Origin of the sequence: Streptomyces scopuliridis, assembly GCF_042790125.1 — a bacterium.
GTDB lineage: Bacteria > Actinomycetota > Actinomycetes > Streptomycetales > Streptomycetaceae > Streptomyces > Streptomyces scopuliridis_A.
The window spans coordinates 1-17,308 of sequence record NZ_JBHTZS010000007.1 but is presented as its reverse complement, the minus strand read 5'-3'; the positions used below and the strand labels follow the sequence as shown (position 1 = coordinate 17,308).

At 71.1% G+C, this 17,308-nt stretch carries 14 protein-coding genes; all 14 read left to right on the top strand.

The window, feature by feature from the left end; translation table 11 throughout:
* The first annotated feature begins 59 nt into the window (after positions 1–59).
* The 14 genes from pyrR (at position 60) to ACFRKB_RS12925 (ending at position 16,982) form a co-directional block, all read left to right on the top strand.
* Complete coding sequence (pyrR, locus tag ACFRKB_RS12990) at positions 60–707, top strand: bifunctional pyr operon transcriptional regulator/uracil phosphoribosyltransferase PyrR (protein WP_383105692.1); 648 nt, start codon at positions 60–62, stop codon at positions 705–707.
* Positions 708–791: 84 nt separating this feature from the next.
* Positions 792–1,808, top strand: a complete 1,017-nt coding sequence (locus ACFRKB_RS12985) for an aspartate carbamoyltransferase catalytic subunit (RefSeq protein WP_383105691.1) — start codon at positions 792–794, stop codon at positions 1,806–1,808.
* 2 nt (positions 1,809–1,810) lie between these two features.
* Positions 1,811–3,100, top strand: a complete 1,290-nt coding sequence (locus ACFRKB_RS12980; RefSeq protein ID WP_383105690.1) for a dihydroorotase — start codon at positions 1,811–1,813, stop codon at positions 3,098–3,100.
* Complete coding sequence (locus tag ACFRKB_RS12975; protein WP_383105688.1) at positions 3,097–3,675, top strand: PH-like domain-containing protein; 579 nt, start codon at positions 3,097–3,099, stop codon at positions 3,673–3,675. Before ACFRKB_RS12980 ends, ACFRKB_RS12975 begins: the two co-directional genes overlap by 4 nt.
* A complete protein-coding gene (gene carA / locus ACFRKB_RS12970) occupies positions 3,672–4,829 on the top strand; it encodes a glutamine-hydrolyzing carbamoyl-phosphate synthase small subunit (RefSeq protein ID WP_383105687.1) in 1,158 nt (385 codons plus the stop codon). The genes ACFRKB_RS12975 and carA overlap by 4 nt, the downstream gene beginning before the upstream one ends.
* Complete coding sequence (gene carB / locus ACFRKB_RS12965; RefSeq protein WP_383105686.1) at positions 4,822–8,142, top strand: carbamoyl-phosphate synthase large subunit; 3,321 nt, start codon at positions 4,822–4,824, stop codon at positions 8,140–8,142. Before carA ends, carB begins: the two co-directional genes overlap by 8 nt.
* Before the next feature lie 73 nt (positions 8,143–8,215).
* Complete coding sequence (locus ACFRKB_RS12960; protein WP_383105684.1) at positions 8,216–9,325, top strand: quinone-dependent dihydroorotate dehydrogenase; 1,110 nt, start codon at positions 8,216–8,218, stop codon at positions 9,323–9,325.
* A complete protein-coding gene (pyrF, locus tag ACFRKB_RS12955; RefSeq protein WP_383105683.1) occupies positions 9,322–10,197 on the top strand; it encodes an orotidine-5'-phosphate decarboxylase in 876 nt (291 codons plus the stop codon). Before ACFRKB_RS12960 ends, pyrF begins: the two co-directional genes overlap by 4 nt.
* 322 nt (positions 10,198–10,519) lie before the next feature.
* Entirely contained in the window at positions 10,520–10,843 is a 324-nt protein-coding gene (locus tag ACFRKB_RS12950; RefSeq protein ID WP_030355512.1) for an integration host factor, read from the top strand.
* Between the two features lie 38 nt (positions 10,844–10,881).
* Positions 10,882–11,445 (top strand): guanylate kinase, encoded by a 564-nt coding sequence (gmk, locus tag ACFRKB_RS12945; protein WP_365977230.1) that lies wholly within the window; start codon positions 10,882–10,884, stop codon positions 11,443–11,445.
* 77 nt (positions 11,446–11,522) lie between these two features.
* Positions 11,523–11,795 (top strand): DNA-directed RNA polymerase subunit omega, encoded by a 273-nt coding sequence (rpoZ, locus tag ACFRKB_RS12940; RefSeq protein ID WP_030355514.1) that lies wholly within the window; start codon positions 11,523–11,525, stop codon positions 11,793–11,795.
* A gap of 132 nt (positions 11,796–11,927) precedes the next feature.
* Complete coding sequence (coaBC, locus tag ACFRKB_RS12935) at positions 11,928–13,145, top strand: bifunctional phosphopantothenoylcysteine decarboxylase/phosphopantothenate--cysteine ligase CoaBC (RefSeq protein ID WP_383105681.1); 1,218 nt, start codon at positions 11,928–11,930, stop codon at positions 13,143–13,145.
* A 353-nt stretch (positions 13,146–13,498) separates the two neighbouring features.
* On the top strand, positions 13,499–14,707 hold the full coding sequence (metK, locus tag ACFRKB_RS12930) for a methionine adenosyltransferase (protein WP_030355516.1): 1,209 nt from the start codon (positions 13,499–13,501) through the stop codon (positions 14,705–14,707).
* Positions 14,708–14,828: 121 nt separating this feature from the next.
* Positions 14,829–16,982 (top strand): primosomal protein N', encoded by a 2,154-nt coding sequence (locus tag ACFRKB_RS12925; RefSeq protein ID WP_383105680.1) that lies wholly within the window; start codon positions 14,829–14,831, stop codon positions 16,980–16,982.
* Positions 16,983–17,308 lie beyond the last annotated feature (326 nt).

The following is a 17,308-nucleotide window of genomic DNA, read 5'->3' as shown; positions in this document are numbered from 1 at the left end:
CGTAATTCCGACGTCCTTTAAGATCCGTCCCGTGAGGCGGAGAAGGAGGTCCGTTTCATATGGACACCAGCGACACCAGCGACACCAGCGAAACCGGAACCAGCGAGACCGGCCCCGTCGGCGGGGCAGGCCGGACAGAGGGCATCGGCGAGGCGGCACGCCCCGTCCTGGAGGCCCCCGACATCGCACGGGCCCTGACCCGTATCGCCCACGAGATCGTCGAACGCGCCAAGGGCGCCGACGACGTGGTGCTGCTCGGCATTCCGACCCGCGGAGTCTTCCTGGCCCGCCGGCTGGCCGGAAAGCTCGCCGAGATCACCGGCCGCTCGATCCCCGTCGGCTCCCTCGACATCACGATGTACCGCGACGACCTGCGCCTGCGGCCCGCCCGCGCGCTGGCCCGTACGGACATCCCCGGCGACGGCGTCGACGGACGGCTGGTCGTCCTCGTCGACGACGTGCTCTTCTCCGGCCGAACGATCCGGGCCGCCCTCGACGCGCTCGGCGACATCGGGCGCCCGCGCGCCGTGCAGCTCGCCGTCCTCGTCGACCGGGGCCACCGCGAACTGCCGATCCGCGCCGATTACGTGGGCAAGAACCTGCCCACCTCGCTGCGCGAGACGGTCAAGGTCCAGCTCGCCGAGGAAGACGGCCGGGACACCGTCCTGCTCGGCCTCAAGCAGCCTGCCGCGTCCGGCGAGCGCTAGCACGCCTCCGTACGCCACCCATCCCGTACGGATGCCTTCGCGCGCCCGCACGCCCGTACACCCACACAACGGAGCACTCCCCAGATGCTGCGCCTCCCGGGGGCCGGCCCCCGCACACCCGGCCATCTCATCTCCGCCGCCGACCTCAGCCGCGACGAGGCCGTGCTGATCCTCGACACCGCCGAGGAGATGGCACGGGTCGCCGACCGGCCCATCAAGAAGCTGCCGACCCTGCGCGGCCGCACCGTGGTGAATCTCTTCTTCGAGGACTCGACCCGTACGCGGATCTCCTTCGAGGCCGCCGCCAAACGCCTGTCGGCCGATGTCATCAACTTCTCCGCCAAGGGCTCGTCCGTCTCCAAGGGCGAGTCGCTCAAGGACACCGCGCTGACCCTGGAGGCGATGGGCGCCGACGCCGTCGTCATCCGGCACGGCTCCTCCGGCGCCCCGTACCGCCTCGCCACCTCCGGGTGGATCGACGGCGTGGTCGTCAACGCGGGCGACGGTACGCATGAACACCCCACCCAGGCGCTGCTCGACGCCTTCACCCTGCGCCGCCGGCTGGTCGGCGCGGACGCGGGCATCGGACGTGATCTGGAGGGGCGGCGCGTCACCATCGTCGGCGATGTGCTGCACAGCAGGGTCGCCCGCTCCAATGTCCTGCTGCTGCACACGCTCGGCGCCCAGGTCACCGTGGTCGCCCCGCCCACGCTCGTACCGATCGGGGTCGAGCGGTGGCCGTGCGAGGTCTCGTACGATCTCGACCGGGTGCTGCCGGAATCCGACGCCGTGATGATGCTGCGGGTGCAGCGCGAGCGGATGAACGCCGCCTTCTTCCCCACCGAGCGGGAGTACTCCCGGCGCTACGGACTGGACGGCGAGCGCATGGGCCGGATGCCCGGGAAGTCGATCGTGATGCACCCGGGACCGATGAACCGCGGCATGGAGATCACCGCGGAGGTCGCCGACTCCGACCGCTGCACGGCCGTCGAGCAGGTCGCCAACGGTGTCTCGATCCGGATGGCCGTGCTCTATCTGCTGCTGGGCGGCAACGAGCCCGCCGTCACCCATTCCCGTCTGAACGCCGAGGAGAACAAGTAACCATGAGCAAGATTCTGATCCGGGGCGCGCGGGTACTGGGCGGCGAGGCACAGGACGTACTGATCGACGGCGAGACCATCGCCCAGGTGGGCACGGAGCTGCCCGCCGACGGCGCGACGACCGTCATCGAGGCCGAGGGCCGGATCCTGCTGCCCGGTCTGGTCGATCTGCACACCCATCTGCGCGAGCCCGGCCGCGAGGACTCCGAGACCGTACTGACCGGTACGAAGGCCGCGGCCGTGGGCGGTTTCACCGCGGTCCACGCCATGGCGAACACCTTCCCGGTGGCCGACACCGCCGGGGTCGTCGAGCAGGTCTGGCGGCTGGGCAAGGAGTCGGGCTACTGCGATGTCCAGCCCGTCGGCGCCGTCACGGTCGGTCTGGAGGGCAAGCACCTCGCCGAGCTGGGCGCGATGCACGACTCGGCCGCCGCCGTCCGGGTCTTCTCCGACGACGGCAAGTGCGTGGACGACGCGGTGATCATGCGCCGCGCGCTGGAGTACGTGAAGGCCTTCGACGGCGTGATCGCCCAGCACGCCCAGGAACCGCGGCTGACCGAGGGCGCCCAGATGAACGAGGGCATCGTCTCGGCCGAGCTGGGGCTCGGCGGCTGGCCCGCCGTGGCCGAGGAGTCGATCATCGCCCGCGATGTCCTCCTCGCCGCCCATGTCGGCTCCCGCGTCCACATCTGCCATCTCTCCACCGCCGGATCGGTGGAGCTGGTCCGCTGGGCGAAGTCCAAGGGCTGGAACGTCACCGCCGAGGTCACCCCGCACCATCTGCTGCTCACCGACGAACTCGTACGGTCGTACAACCCGGTCTACAAGGTGAACCCGCCGCTGCGCACCGAGGCCGATGTGACGGCCCTGCGCGAGGCGCTCGCGGACGGCACGATCGACTGCGTCGCCACCGACCACGCGCCGCATCCGCACGAGGACAAGGACTGTGAGTGGGCCGCCGCGGCCATGGGCATGGTGGGGCTGGAGACGGCGCTGTCGGTGGTCCAGGAGACGATGGTCGAGACCGGACTGCTCGACTGGGCCGGGGTCGCCGACCGGATGTCGTTCCGGCCGGCCCGCATCGGCAGGCTCGACGGCCATGGCCGTCCCGTCTCGGCGGGTGAGCCGGCCAACCTGACGCTGGTGGATCCGGCATACCGTGGTGCCGTGGACCCCGCGGGGTTCGCCTCCCGCAGCCGTAACACCCCCTACGAGGGGCGTGAGCTGCCGGGGCGGGTGACCCACACCTTCCTGCGGGGCCGTGCCACGGTCGTCGACGGGAATCTGGCGTGACAACTGCGAACCTTCTGCTTCCTCTGGCCGCCGAACAGAAATCGGCGGAGGTGACCGACTGGGCTGCCCGGATCGGCTGGGTCCTCGGTCTGCTGCTCTTCATCGCCTTCGTGTACTGGCTGATGCGCCAGGGCTGGAAGTGGCGCGGCAGCCTCCAGTCCGATCTGCCGGAGCTGCCCGCCGCGCCGGACACGCCCGGTGAGGCCAAGCTGAGCATGAGCGGCCGCTACCACGGCTCCACGACCGCGGGGCAGTGGCTCGACCGGATCGTGGCCCAGGGACTGGGCGCCCGCAGCCGCGTCGAGCTGACGCTGACGGACGCGGGGCTGGAGGTCGTACGCCCCGGCGCGAACGACTTCTTCATCCCGGCCGCCCAGCTGCGCGAGGCCCGGCTCGACAAGGGCATCGCCGGCAAGGTCCTGGCCGAGGGCGGACTGCTGATCGTCACCTGGCAGCACGGCGACCGGCTGATCGACTCCGGTTTCCGCTCCGACCGCTCCGCCGAGCACACCGCATGGGTCGAGGCGATCAACCTCACCAATCAGTTCACGACGACGGAAGGCCCCGCACGATGACCACCTCCACCCCGGGAACCGCCCGCGACCAGGCGACTCCCGCCGTACTCGTCCTGGAGGACGGCCGCAGCTTCCGCGGTCGCGCCTACGGGGCCGTGGGGGAGACCTTCGGCGAGGCGGTGTTCTCCACCGGCATGACCGGCTACCAGGAGACCCTGACCGACCCGTCGTACCACCGCCAGGTCGTCGTGATGACCGCGCCGCACATCGGCAACACCGGCGTCAACGACGAGGACGCCGAATCGCGGCGGATCTGGGTCTCCGGCTATGTCGTACGCGACCCCGCGCGCACCCCCTCCAACTGGCGCTCCCGGCGCTCCCTCGACGACGAACTGGTCGCCCAGGGCGTCGTCGGCATCAGCGGGATCGACACCCGCGCGCTCACCCGCCATCTGCGCGAGCGCGGCGCGATGCGCGTCGGCATCTTCTCCGGCGCCTCCCTGGCCGACGAGGCGACGCTGCTCGCCCGCGTCCAGGAGTCCCCCCAGATGACGGGTGCCGACCTGTCCGCCGAGGTCGCCACCGAGCGGACGTACATCGTGCCCGCGCAGGGGACGAAGCGCTTCACCGTCGCCGCGCTCGACCTGGGCATCAAGGGCATGACCCCGCAGCGGATGGCGGAGCGCGGCATCGAGGTGCATGTCCTGCCCGCCACCGCCACCCTCGACGAGGTGTACGCGACCGAGCCCGACGGGGTCTTCCTCTCCAACGGCCCCGGCGACCCGGCCACCGCCGACCTCACCGTCGTCAAGGGCGTGCTGGAGCGCGGCACCCCGCTCTTCGGCATCTGCTTCGGCAACCAGCTCCTCGGCCGCGCGCTCGGGTTCGGCACGTACAAGCTGAAGTACGGGCACCGCGGCATCAACCAGCCGGTGCAGGAGCGCGACGCCAACGGCACATGGGGCAAGGTCGAGGTCACCGCCCACAACCATGGATTCGCCGTCGACGCACCGCTCGACCGGGTCTCCGACACCCCCTACGGCCGCGCCGAGGTCTCCCACGTCTGTCTCAACGACAACGTGGTCGAGGGGCTCAGGCTGCTCGACCGGCCGGTCTTCAGCGTCCAGTACCACCCCGAGGCAGCCGCGGGCCCGCACGACGCCGCGTACCTGTTCGACCGCTTCACAGAGCTCATGGAGGGCCAGCGTGCCTAAGCGCACCGATATCCAGTCCGTCCTGGTCATCGGTTCAGGACCGATCGTCATCGGCCAGGCCGCTGAGTTCGACTACTCCGGTACCCAGGCGTGCCGCGTCCTCAAGTCCGAGGGCCTGCGCGTCATCCTGGTCAACTCCAACCCCGCCACGATCATGACGGACCCGGAGATCGCCGACGCCACCTATGTCGAGCCGATCACCCCCGACTTCGTCGAGAAGATCATCGCCAAGGAGCGCCCCGACGCGCTGCTGCCCACCCTCGGCGGCCAGACCGCGCTCAACACCGCGATCTCGCTCCATGACGCGGGCACGCTCGACAAGTACGGCGTCGAGCTGATCGGCGCCAATGTCGAGGCGATCAACAAGGGCGAGGACCGCGACCTCTTCAAGGACGTGGTCAACGCCGTCCACGCCAAGATCGGCCATGGCGAGTCCGCGCGCTCGGTCATCTGCCACTCCATGGACGACGTGCTCAAGGGCGTCGACGAACTCGGCGGCTACCCCGTCGTCGTACGTCCCTCCTTCACCATGGGCGGCGCCGGCTCCGGCTTCGCGCACACCGAGGAGGACCTGCGCCGGATCGCCGGACAGGGCCTGATGCTCTCGCCGACCACCGAGGTGCTCCTCGAGGAGTCCATCCTCGGCTGGAAGGAGTACGAGCTGGAGCTGATGCGCGACAAGCACGACAACGTCGTGGTCGTCTGCTCCATCGAGAACTTCGACCCGATGGGTGTGCACACCGGCGACTCGATCACGGTCGCGCCCGCGATGACGCTCACCGACCGGGAGTACCAGATCCTGCGGGACATCGGTATCGCCGTGATCCGCGAGGTCGGGGTCGACACCGGCGGCTGCAACATCCAGTTCGCGATCAACCCCGACGACGGCCGGGTCATCGTCATCGAGATGAACCCGCGCGTCTCCCGCTCCTCCGCGCTCGCGTCCAAGGCCACCGGCTTCCCGATCGCGAAGATCGCCGCCCGGCTCGCCGTCGGTTACACGCTCGACGAGATCCCCAACGACATCACCGAGAAGACCCCGGCGTCCTTCGAGCCCACGCTCGACTATGTCGTCGTGAAGGTGCCGCGCTTCGCCTTCGAGAAGTTCCCGGCTGCCGACGCCAGCCTCACCACCACCATGAAGTCGGTCGGCGAGGCCATGGCCATCGGCCGTAACTTCACCGAGGCGCTCCAGAAGGCGCTGCGCTCGCTGGAGAAGGCGGGCAGCCAGTTCGACTTCACCGGCGAGGCGGGCGGTCCCGCCGAGAAGGACGCCCTGCTGGAGACCGCGAAGGTCCCCACCGACGGCCGGATCAACACCGTCATGCGCGCCATCCGGGCCGGTGCCACCCCCGAGGAGGTCTTCGACGCGACGAAGATCGACCCGTGGTTCGTCGACCAGCTGTTCCTGATCAAGGAGTACGCGGACGAGCTGGCCGCGGCCCCCGAGCTCGACCCCGGGCTGCTCGCCGAGGCGAAGCGGCACGGCTTCTCCGACGCCCAGATCGCCGGTGTCCGCGGGCTGCGCGAGGATGTGGTCCGCGAGGTCAGGCACGCGCTCGGGATCCGCCCGGTCTACAAGACGGTCGACACCTGCGCCGCCGAGTTCGCCGCGAAGACCCCGTACTTCTACTCCTCGTACGACGAGGAGAGCGAGGTCGCGCCGCGCGAGAAGCCCGCCGTGATCATCCTCGGCTCCGGCCCCAACCGGATCGGCCAGGGCATCGAGTTCGACTACTCCTGTGTCCACGCCTCCTTCGCGCTCAGCGACGCCGGCTACGAGACCGTGATGGTCAACTGCAACCCGGAGACCGTCTCCACCGACTACGACACCTCCGACCGGCTCTACTTCGAGCCGCTCACCCTGGAGGACGTCCTGGAGATCGTGCACGCCGAGACGCTGGCCGGGCCCATCGCGGGCGTCATCGTCCAGCTCGGCGGGCAGACCCCGCTCGGACTCGCCCAGGCGCTCAAGGACAACGGCGTACCGGTCGTCGGCACGTCCCCCGAGGCGATCCACGCCGCCGAGGACCGCGGCGCCTTCGGCCGGGTCCTCGCCGAGGCCGGGCTGCCCGCGCCCAAGCACGGCACCGCCACCACCTTCGCCGAGGCCAAGGCCATCGCCGACGAGATCGGCTACCCCGTACTGGTCCGACCGTCGTACGTGCTCGGCGGGCGCGGCATGGAGATCGTCTACGACGAGACCAGGCTCTCCTCGTACATCGCGGAGTCCACCGAGATCAGCCCCACCCGGCCGGTCCTGGTGGACCGGTTCCTCGACGACGCCATCGAGATCGACGTGGACGCGCTGTACGACGGTACGGAGCTGTACCTCGGCGGCGTCATGGAGCACATCGAGGAGGCCGGGATCCACTCCGGCGACTCGGCGTGCGCGCTGCCCCCCATCACGCTGGGCGGCTTCGACATCAAGCGGCTGCGCGCCTCGACCGAGGCCATCGCCAAGGGGGTCGGGGTCCGCGGGCTGATCAATATCCAGTTCGCGATGGCGGGCGACATCCTGTACGTCCTGGAGGCCAACCCGCGCGCCTCCCGTACGGTCCCCTTCACCTCCAAGGCGACGGCGGTACCGCTCGCCAAGGCGGCGGCCCGAATCTCGCTCGGCGCCACCATCGCCGGACTGCGCGCCGAGGGGCTGCTGCCGGCGCACGGCGACGGCGGCACGCTGCCGCTCGACGCGCCGATCTCCGTCAAGGAGGCCGTGATGCCGTGGTCGCGCTTCCGCGACATCCACGGGCGCGGGGTGGACACCGTCCTCGGCCCGGAGATGCGTTCGACCGGTGAGGTCATGGGCATCGACTCCGTCTTCGGCACGGCGTACGCCAAGTCGCAGGCAGGCGCGTACGGCCCGCTGCCCACCAAGGGCCGCGCCTTCATCTCCGTCGCCAACCGCGACAAGCGCTCGATGATCTTCCCGGCGCGTGAGCTGGTCGCCCACGGCTTCGAGCTGTTCGCCACCTCCGGCACCGCCGAGGTGCTCAAGCGCAACGGCATCAACGCCACCGTCGTGCGCAAGCAGAGCGAGGGCGAGGGCCCGGACGGCGAGAAGACCATCGTCCAGCTGATCCACGACGGAGGTGTCGACCTGATCGTCAACACCCCGTACGGCACCGGCGGCCGGCTCGACGGCTACGACATCCGCACAGCGGCCGTGGCGCGCGGCGTTCCCTGCCTGACGACGGTCCAGGCGCTGGCCGCCGCCGTCCAGGGCATCGACGCCCTCAAACACGGCGAGGTCGGCGTCCGCTCCCTCCAGGAACACGCCGGGCACCTGACCGCGGCACGCGACAACTAGCCGGCCCGAGGACGGGGGACACCGAAGCCGGTGTCCCCCTCTTCATGAGGTCTCTTCGAGGACAAACCACTCCATGTACAGACTCTTCTTCAGGCTGGTCTTCCGGCGGATGGACCCGGAGCGCGCCCACTACCTGGCGTTCCGCTGGATCCGGCTCGCCGCCCGTATCCCCGTCCTGCGTACGTTCATCGCCGCCGCCCTGGCGCCGCGCCACCGCGAACTGCGCACCGAGGCGTTCGGAGTGCGGATGCACGGCCCCTTCGGGCTCGCCGCGGGCTTCGACAAGAACGCCGTGGCCATCGACGGCATGACGATGCTCGGCTTCGACCACATCGAGATCGGTACGGTCACCGGGGAGCCGCAGCCCGGCAACCCGAGGACACGGCTCTTCCGGCTCGTCGCCGACCGCGCGCTGATCAACCGGATGGGCTTCAACAACGAGGGCTCGGCCGCCGTCGCGGCCCGGCTGGCGGCGCGCAGGCCGGTCTTCAGGACCACTGTCGGCGTCAACATCGGCAAGACCAAGGTCGTCCCCGAGAGTGAGGCGATCGGCGATTACGTGCTCTCGACGGAGCGGCTGGCCGGGCACGCCGACTATCTCGTGGTCAATGTCAGCTCGCCCAACACCCCAGGACTGCGCAGCCTCCAGGCCGTCGACCAGCTGCGACCGCTGCTCACGGCCGTACGGGAGGCCGCCGACCGTACCGTCACCCACCGCCGGGTGCCGCTGCTGGTGAAGATCGCGCCCGATCTCGCCGACGAGGACATCGACGCCGTCGCCGACCTGGCCGTGGAACTGCGCCTCGACGGCATCATCGCCACCAACACCACCATCGCGCGCGAGGGGCTCGGCCTGGTCTCGGACCCGGCCCTGGTCGCGGAGACGGGCGGCCTGTCCGGCGCGCCGCTCAAGGCACGCTCCCTGGAGGTGCTGCGCCGGCTGTACGCGCGCGTGGGCGACCGGATCACGCTCGTCGGCGTCGGCGGCATCGAGAACGCCGAGGACGCCTGGCAGCGTATCCTCGCGGGCGCCACGCTCGTCCAGGGCTACAGCGCCTTCATCTACGAGGGCCCGTTCTGGAGCCGCGCGATCCACAAGGGGCTCGCCGCCCGGCTGGCGGTCAGCCCGTACGCCACGCTCGCCGAGGCCGTCGGCGCCGACACCCGGAAGGTGACCGCATGACCCCCGCCCCCACGGCACCGGCCCCGGATCCGGCCGCGGAAGAGCCCTTCGGGGCCCGGCTGCGGCGCGCCATGGACACCCGTGGACCGCTCTGCGTCGGTATCGACCCGCACGGCTCCCTGCTCACGGACTGGGGCCTGGGCGACGACCTCGCGGGCCTGGAGCGCTTCGCCCGTACGACGGTGGAGGCGCTGGCGGACCGGGTGGCCGTGCTCAAACCGCAGTCGGCGTTCTTCGAGCGCTTCGGGTCGCGCGGGACCGCCGTCCTGGAGAAGACCGTGGCGGAGGCACGCGCGGCGGGGGCGCTGGTCCTGATGGACGCCAAGCGCGGCGACATCGGCTCCACCATGGGGGCGTACGCGGCGACCTATCTGGACAAGGACTCGCCGCTCTTCTCGGACGCGGTCACGGTCTCCCCGTACCTCGGCTTCGGATCCCTGCGTCCCGCCCTGGACGCGGCGGCGCTCTCCGGCTCGGGTGTCTTCGTACTCGCCCTGACGTCCAACCCCGAGGGCGCGGAGGTGCAGCGCGCCACGGCCGCCGGCGGCCGGCCCGTCGCGCAGCTGATGCTGGACCACATGGCCGCGGAGAACGCGGGCGCGACCCCGCTCGGCTCGGTGGGCGCGGTCGTCGGCGCCACCCTGGGGGACGCGGGGGTCGATCTCGCGATCAACGGGCCGCTTCTCGCGCCCGGTATCGGCGCGCAGGGCGCGACCCCGGCCGATCTGCCCGGTGTGTTCGGCGCGGCGGTCGGCGATGTGGTCCCGAGCGTCAGCCGGGGCGTACTGCGGCACGGTCCGGACCTCGGCGCGCTGAGGGCGGCGGCGGAGCGTTTCGCCGATGAGGTGAGGGCGGCTGTCGGGGGCGCGTAGGGCGTGCGCCGGGGGCGTGTCGGAAGGCTTCAGGTGGTGCGGCGAGCGTCCTTCGAGCGGTGTCCCTGAACGCCAGGGGAACACCGCTGGGACGCCGATGAAGAGATTCTTGGCCAAAAAGCTGGGCAATATGCCTGAAATGTCCGGCCCGATCGACGTTGACCAGGACTTTTCGTCTGTTCTCGCTGACTCCGGCGGTCATGGCCGCTAGTCTCCGTCGAGAGCCAACGAGCAGTGCGTTGCCCGTTGCTCGCCTGGTGTGGGGCGATTAGGTTCCTCACCGGTCCGTATCCGACAGTTCGACATCCGAGGTGACGTAGGCGTGGCTCTTCCGCCCCTTACCCCTGAACAGCGCGCAGCCGCGCTCGAAAAGGCCGCCGCGGCTCGCCGGGAGCGGGCCGAGGTCAAGAATCGACTCAAGCACTCCGGCGCCTCCCTCCATGACGTCATCAAGCAGGGTCAGGAGAACGACGTCATCGGGAAGATGAAGGTCTCCGCACTGCTTGAGTCCCTGCCCGGCGTGGGCAAGGTCCGCGCCAAGCAGATCATGGAGCGGCTCGGGATCTCCGAGAGCCGCCGAGTGCGTGGTCTTGGCTCCAACCAGATCGCCTCCCTGGAGCGCGAGTTCGGCGGCAAGGCCGCCTGACGTTCCCGGGCACCCCCGGGAACCTGGATAATCGCTGCATGGCAGCAGAGGTACGACCGCGGCTGACCGTGCTCTCCGGCCCCTCCGGGGTCGGCAAGAGCACGGTCGTCGCGCATATGCGCAAGGTCCACCCCGAGGTATGGCTCTCGGTGTCGGCCACCACCAGAAAGCCGCGTCCCGGCGAGCGCCACGGCGTCCAGTATTTCTTCGTCACCGACGATGAATTCGACAAACTGGTCGCCAATGGTGAGTTGCTGGAATGGGCGGAGTTCGCGGGCAACCGCTACGGCACTCCGCGCCAGGCGGTCCTCGACCGGCTGGGAGCGGGCGAGCCCGTACTGCTGGAGATCGATCTCCAGGGTGCGCGGCAGGTCAAGGAGTCGATGCCCGACTCCCGGCTCGTCTTCCTGGCGCCCCCGAGCTGGGACGAGCTGGTGCGCCGGCTCACCGGCCGGGGCACGGAATCGCCCGAGGTGATCGAGCGCCGTCTGGAGGCCGCCACGGTGGAGCTGGCCGCCGAGTCGGAGTTCGATACGACGCTGGTCAACACCTCGGTCGAGGACGTCGCGCGCGAGCTGCTAGCCTTGATGGCAGTTGCATGATCTTTTGTGGGCTTTCCTTCCCTGGTGAATCCCGCAATTACCGGTTTCTCCCTGAATTTTCTTCGGAAGGCTAGAGAGTGTCCTCTTCCATCACCACGCCCGAGGGCATCATCAACCCGCCGATCGATGAGCTGCTCGAGGCCACGGACTCGAAGTACAGCCTCGTGATCTACGCGGCCAAGCGCGCGCGCCAGATCAACGCGTACTACTCGCAGCTCGGTGAGGGCCTGCTTGAGTACGTCGGTCCGCTGGTGGACACCCACGTCCACGAGAAGCCGCTCTCGATCGCCCTGCGTGAGATCAACGCGGGTCTGCTGACCTCCGAGGCCATCGACGGCCCCGCCCAGTAGGCGTACGCGCTCTTCGGTAACAGGCTTTTCAGCACAGGCCCGGCGGTCCGACCGCCGGGCCTGTGGTGTGTCATGTCCCTAGGGCCGGGCACGGACGTGAGAGCCGGGGACGGACGAGAGAGGGGAGACACGGTGGACAAGCCGAAGGTCGTTCTGGGGGTCGCGGGCGGGATCGCCGCGTACAAGGCGTGCGAGCTGCTGCGACGGCTGACCGAATCGGGCCATGACGTACGGGTCGTACCGACCGACTCGGCGCTGCACTTCGTCGGGGCCGCCACCTGGTCGGCCCTCTCCGGCCACCCCGTCTCCACCGAGGTCTGGAGCGATGTCCACGAGGTGCCGCATGTGCGGATCGGGCAGGCCGCCGATCTGGTCGTCGTCGCGCCGGCCACCGCCGACCTGCTCGCCAAGGCGGCGCACGGACTCGCCGACGATCTGCTGACCAATACGCTCCTGACCGCCCGCTGTCCGGTCGTCTTCGCGCCGGCCATGCACACCGAGATGTGGGAGCACCCCGCCACCCAGGAGAACGTCGCGACGCTCCGCCGCCGTGGCGCCGTCGTCATCGAGCCCGCCGTGGGCCGCCTCACCGGCGTCGACACGGGCAAGGGGCGGCTGCCGGACCCGGGAGAGATCTTCGAGCTCTGCCAGCGCGTGCTGGCGCGCGGCGCGTCCGTACCCGACTCCGTGCCCGACCTGGCGGGACACCATGTCGTGATCAGCGCGGGCGGTACGCGCGAGCCGCTCGACCCGGTCCGCTACCTGGGGAACCGCTCCTCCGGGAAGCAGGGATACGCCCTGGCCCGTACGGCGGCGGCGCGGGGCGCGCGGGTCACCCTGATCGAGGCGAATACCGGATTCGCGGACCCCGCGGGTGTGGACGTGGTCCATGTCGGGACCGCCGTGCAGCTGCGTGAGGCCGTGCTGAAGGCGGCCGCGGAGGCCGACGCCGTGGTCATGGCGGCGGCCGTGGCCGACTTCCGGCCCGCGTCCTACGCCGAGGGCAAGATCAAGAAGAAGGACGGCGAGGAGCCCGCGCCGGTGGCGCTCGTCCGTAATCCGGACATCCTCGCCGAGATCTCGGCGGAGCGGGCCCGCCCCGGACAGGTGATCGTGGGCTTCGCGGCGGAGACGGACGACGTCCTGGCCAATGGCAGGAAGAAGCTGCGGCGCAAGGGGTGCGATCTGCTGGTGGTCAATGAGGTCGGGGAGCGGAAGACCTTCGGCGCCGAGGAGAACGAGGCGGTCGTGCTCGCGGCGGACGGCGGCGAGACGGCGGTGCCGTACGGGCCGAAGGAGGCGCTGGCGGATGTCGTCTGGGACCTGGTGGCGCCACGGCTGGTGACCTGAGACGCCTGGGACCTGAGGGGCCCGTGGGGGCGGGGGCGCGATTCCGAGGGCTCCAGCTGAACGTCAACCGTGGTGCGCGTGAATTCTTCGTTGCGCCGCCGCCGTCCCGTTTCCGGGGAATCACCGCGGCGGAGAGCGGAAAACCGAAGAATCCCGGCGTAGCACCCCCTGGTCAGGGTCGATCGGCGTATCGCATAATGCAGAGCCGCGGGCGGCGGGACTCCCACAGATCGAGACACTTGCCCCCGTGGCCCGATACGACCGATAAAGTGGTCGTGGACCGTCGCGGGGCTGCAGCCCTCCGCCGGTCCGCCAATGATCAGCCAGCAGCCGCTGCAACCACAGGGAGCGATGTGTCCCGCCGTCTGTTCACCTCGGAGTCAGTGACCGAAGGTCACCCCGACAAGATCGCTGACCAGATCAGCGACACCATTCTTGACGCGCTCCTGCAGGAGGACCCGTCCTCCCGGGTCGCCGTGGAAACCTTGATCACCACCGGTCTGGTGCACGTGGCCGGAGAGGTGACCACCAAGGCCTACGCGCCGATCGCCCAGCTGGTGCGGAACAAGATCCTGGAGATCGGTTACGACTCCTCGAAGAAGGGCTTCGACGGCGCCTCCTGTGGCGTCTCGGTGTCCATCGGCGCGCAGTCGCCCGACATCGCGCAGGGCGTCGACACGGCGTACGAGAAGCGCGTCGAGGGCGACGAGGACGAGCTGGACAAGCAGGGCGCCGGCGACCAGGGCCTGATGTTCGGCTACGCCTGCGACGAGACGCCCGAGCTGATGCCGCTCCCGATCCACCTCGCGCACCGGCTCTCGCGCCGCCTCTCCGAGGTCCGCAAGAACGGGACCATCCCGTACCTGCGCCCGGACGGCAAGACGCAGGTCACCATCGAGTACGACGGCGACAAGGCCGTCCGTCTCGACACGGTCGTCGTCTCCTCGCAGCACGCCTCGGACATCGACCTGGACTCGCTGCTCGCCCCCGACGTGCGCGAGTTCGTCGTCGAGCATGTCCTCAAGGAGCTGGTCGACGACGGCATCAAGCTGGACACCGAGGGCTACCGTCTGCTGGTCAACCCGACGGGCCGGTTCGAGATCGGCGGTCCGATGGGCGACGCGGGCCTGACCGGCCGCAAGATCATCATCGACACGTACGGCGGCATGGCCCGCCACGGCGGCGGTGCCTTCTCCGGCAAGGACCCGTCCAAGGTCGACCGCTCGGCGGCGTACGCGATGCGCTGGGTCGCGAAGAACGTCGTCGCCGCGGGCCTGGCCGCCCGCTGCGAGGTCCAGGTCGCCTACGCGATCGGCAAGGCCGAGCCGGTCGGCCTCTTCGTGGAGACCTTCGGCACAGCCACGGTCGACACGGAGAAGATCGAGCAGGCCATCGCGCAGGTCTTCGACCTCCGCCCGGCCGCGATCATCCGCGACCTCGACCTGCTCCGCCCGATCTACGCCCAGACGGCGGCGTACGGCCACTTCGGCCGCGAGCTGCCCGAATTCACCTGGGAGCGCACGGACCGCGTGGACGCCCTGCGCAAGGCCGCGGGGGTCTGACCCTTCAGGCGTGACGTCGAGGCCCCGGACCGCATGACGGTCCGGGGCCTCGCGCGTGCCCGGCCCCACCCCGGACAGCTCGGAAGTCGTCGTGTCGGTGCTGTCTGGTAGGTATGAAGCTGTGAGCAGGGACGACAGGCAGGCCGACGATCCCGCCGGGGGTGGCGGGCCTGAGCAGCTTGCGCTGATTCGGGAGAGTGTGCGGAAGGCCAAGGTGCCGCGCGCGAAGCCGCGGACGTGGCGGGGGGCCGCGCTGGCCGGGGAGCTGCCGGTCGCGCGGGTGGTGGTCAACAAAGGCGTGCTGCATCTTGATCAGTTCTTCGACTACGCCGTGCCGGAGGAGCTGGACGAGGCGGCGCAGCCGGGGGTGCGGGTGCGGGTGCGGTTCGGGGCCGGGGCGCATCAGGTGCGGGGCGGGCGGCGTGAGGGCGGGCGGCTGATCGACGGGTTCGTGGTCGAGCGGCGGGCCGAGTCCGACTACTCCGGGCCGCTCGCCGCGCTCGCCGATGTGGTGTCGCCCGAGCCCGTGCTCAGTGCGGAGCTGCTGGGGCTGGCCCGTGCCGTCGCCGACCGGTACGCGGGCAGCCTCGCGGACGTACTCCAGCTCGCCATCCCGCCGCGGAACGCGCGTGCCGAGTCGAAGCCCTCCCCGGAGCCGCTGCCACCGCCCGCCGCCCCGGACGCGGGGACCTGGGAGCGGTATGTCAACGGGCCCGCGTTCCTGGCCGCGCTCGCCGGGGGCGGGGCGCCGCGGGCCGTGTGGACCGCGCTCCCGGGGCCGCACTGGGCCGATGAGCTGGCGCGCGCCGTGGTGGCGACGCTGGCCTCGGGGCGGGGCGCGCTCGTCGTCGTACCGGACGGGCGGGCCGCCGCGCGGGTCGACACGGCGCTGACGGCGCTGCTGGGCGAAGGGCGGCACGCACTGCTCACGGCCGAGGCGGGGCCCGAGAAGCGGTACCGGGAGTGGCTCGCCGTACGGCGCGGAGCGGTACGGGCGGTCGTCGGGACCCGCGCGGCCATGTTCGCGCCGGTGCGGGACCTGGGGCTGGTGGTCATCTGGGACGACGGCGACGGCAGCCACAGCGAGCAGCACGCACCGCAGCCGCACGCCCGCGAGGTACTGCTGCTGCGGGCCGCGCACGACAAGTGCGGCTTCCTGCTGGGCAGTACGTCCTGCACCGTCGAGGCGGCCCAACTGGTCGGCACCGGCTGGGCGTTGCCCCTCGCGGCCGGCCGCGAGCAGGTGCGTACGGCCGCGCCGCTCGTGCGCACCATCGGCGACGGCGAGCTGGCGCGGGACGAGGCGGCGCGCGCCGCGCGGCTGCCCAGCCTCGCCTGGCAGGCCGTCAGGGAAGGGCTCAAGACCGGGCCGGTGCTGGTGCAGGTGCCCCGGCGCGGCTATGTGCCCCGGCTCGCGTGTGAACGGTGTCGTACGCCCGCCCGCTGCCGGCAGTGCGCGGGGCCGCTGGAGGCGGCGCGGGAACGGGAGTTGCACTGCGGCTGGTGCGGCCGGGACGAACCGGCCTGGCACTGCGTGGCGTGCGGGAGCACCCGGCTGCGCGCGCGGATCGTGGGGGCGCGGCGTACGGCGGAGGAGCTGGGACGGGCGTTCCCGGCCGTCCCCGTCCGTACATCGGGACGCGACCATGTGCTCGACTCCGTCCCCGGCCGCCCCGCCCTCGTGGTCAGCACCCCCGGCGCCGAGCCGGTGGCGGAGGGCGGTTACGCGGCGGCGCTGCTCCTCGACGGCTGGGCGATGCTCGGGCGGCCGGATCTGCGGGCGGGGGAGGAGGCGCTGCGCCGCTGGATACAGGCAGGGGCGCTGGTACGGGGACAGGGCGAGGGCGGCACGGTGGTGGTGGTCGCCGAGCCGACGCTGCGGCCCGTGCAGGCGCTGGTGCGATGGGATCCCGTGGGGCACGCGCAGCGCGAACTGGCGGAACGTGCCGAGCTGGGGTTTCCGCCGGTGTCGCGGATGGCGGCGGTGCTGGGGCGCGGGGAGGCGGTGGCCGCGTTCCTGGCGGCGGCGGCCGCGGAACTGCCGGTCGACGCGGAGGTGCTGGGGCCTGTGCCGATGCCGGTCACGGATCCGGGCAGACCGCGTCGGGCGGGGGACGCGCCGGTGGGGGAGCGGTGGGAGAGGGCGTTGGTGCGGGTGCCGCCGGGGAGTGGGGCGGCGCTTGCCGGGGCGCTGAAGGGGGCGCAGGCGGGGAGGTTGGCACGGGGTGGGGGGGATCAGGTGCGGGTGCGGATTGATCCGCCGGATATTGGGTGACGGGTGCGGTTCGGCTGGGGCCGGTGGTGCGGGTGCGGTGCGCCGTCCGGCGGGGGGTCGTGGTGCGGTGCGCCGTCCGGCGGGGGGCCGTGGTGTGCGGTGCGCCTCCCGGCAGGGGGCCGTGGTGTGCGGGGTGCGGTTCGGCTGGGGCCGGTGGTGCGGGTGCGGTGCGCCGTCCGGCGGGGGGTCGTGGTGCGGGTGCGCCGTTGTGCTGCCGGGGGCCGGGGTCTCCGGAGGTGCGTGTCCGGACTGCGCTGTGATCGATGTGCGCCTCCGTCGCGTGGTCACCGCGCTTCGCGCGAGCTGCGACGCTTTACGTCCGGACA

Excerpts from the sequence above, each read along its gene's own strand:
- pyrF (WP_383105683.1), top strand. The coding sequence starts at position 9,322 with ATGACCCCCGCCCCCACGGCACCGGCCCCGGATCCGGCCGCGGAAGAG.
- gmk (WP_365977230.1), top strand. The coding sequence starts at position 10,882 with ATGGCAGCAGAGGTACGACCGCGGCTGACCGTGCTCTCCGGCCCCTCC.
- ACFRKB_RS12985 (WP_383105691.1), top strand. The coding sequence starts at position 792 with ATGCTGCGCCTCCCGGGGGCCGGCCCCCGCACACCCGGCCATCTCATC.
- ACFRKB_RS12960 (WP_383105684.1), top strand. The coding sequence starts at position 8,216 with ATGTACAGACTCTTCTTCAGGCTGGTCTTCCGGCGGATGGACCCGGAG.
- pyrR (WP_383105692.1), top strand. The coding sequence starts at position 60 with ATGGACACCAGCGACACCAGCGACACCAGCGAAACCGGAACCAGCGAG.
- carA (WP_383105687.1), top strand. The coding sequence starts at position 3,672 with ATGACCACCTCCACCCCGGGAACCGCCCGCGACCAGGCGACTCCCGCC.
- ACFRKB_RS12980 (WP_383105690.1), top strand. The coding sequence starts at position 1,811 with ATGAGCAAGATTCTGATCCGGGGCGCGCGGGTACTGGGCGGCGAGGCA.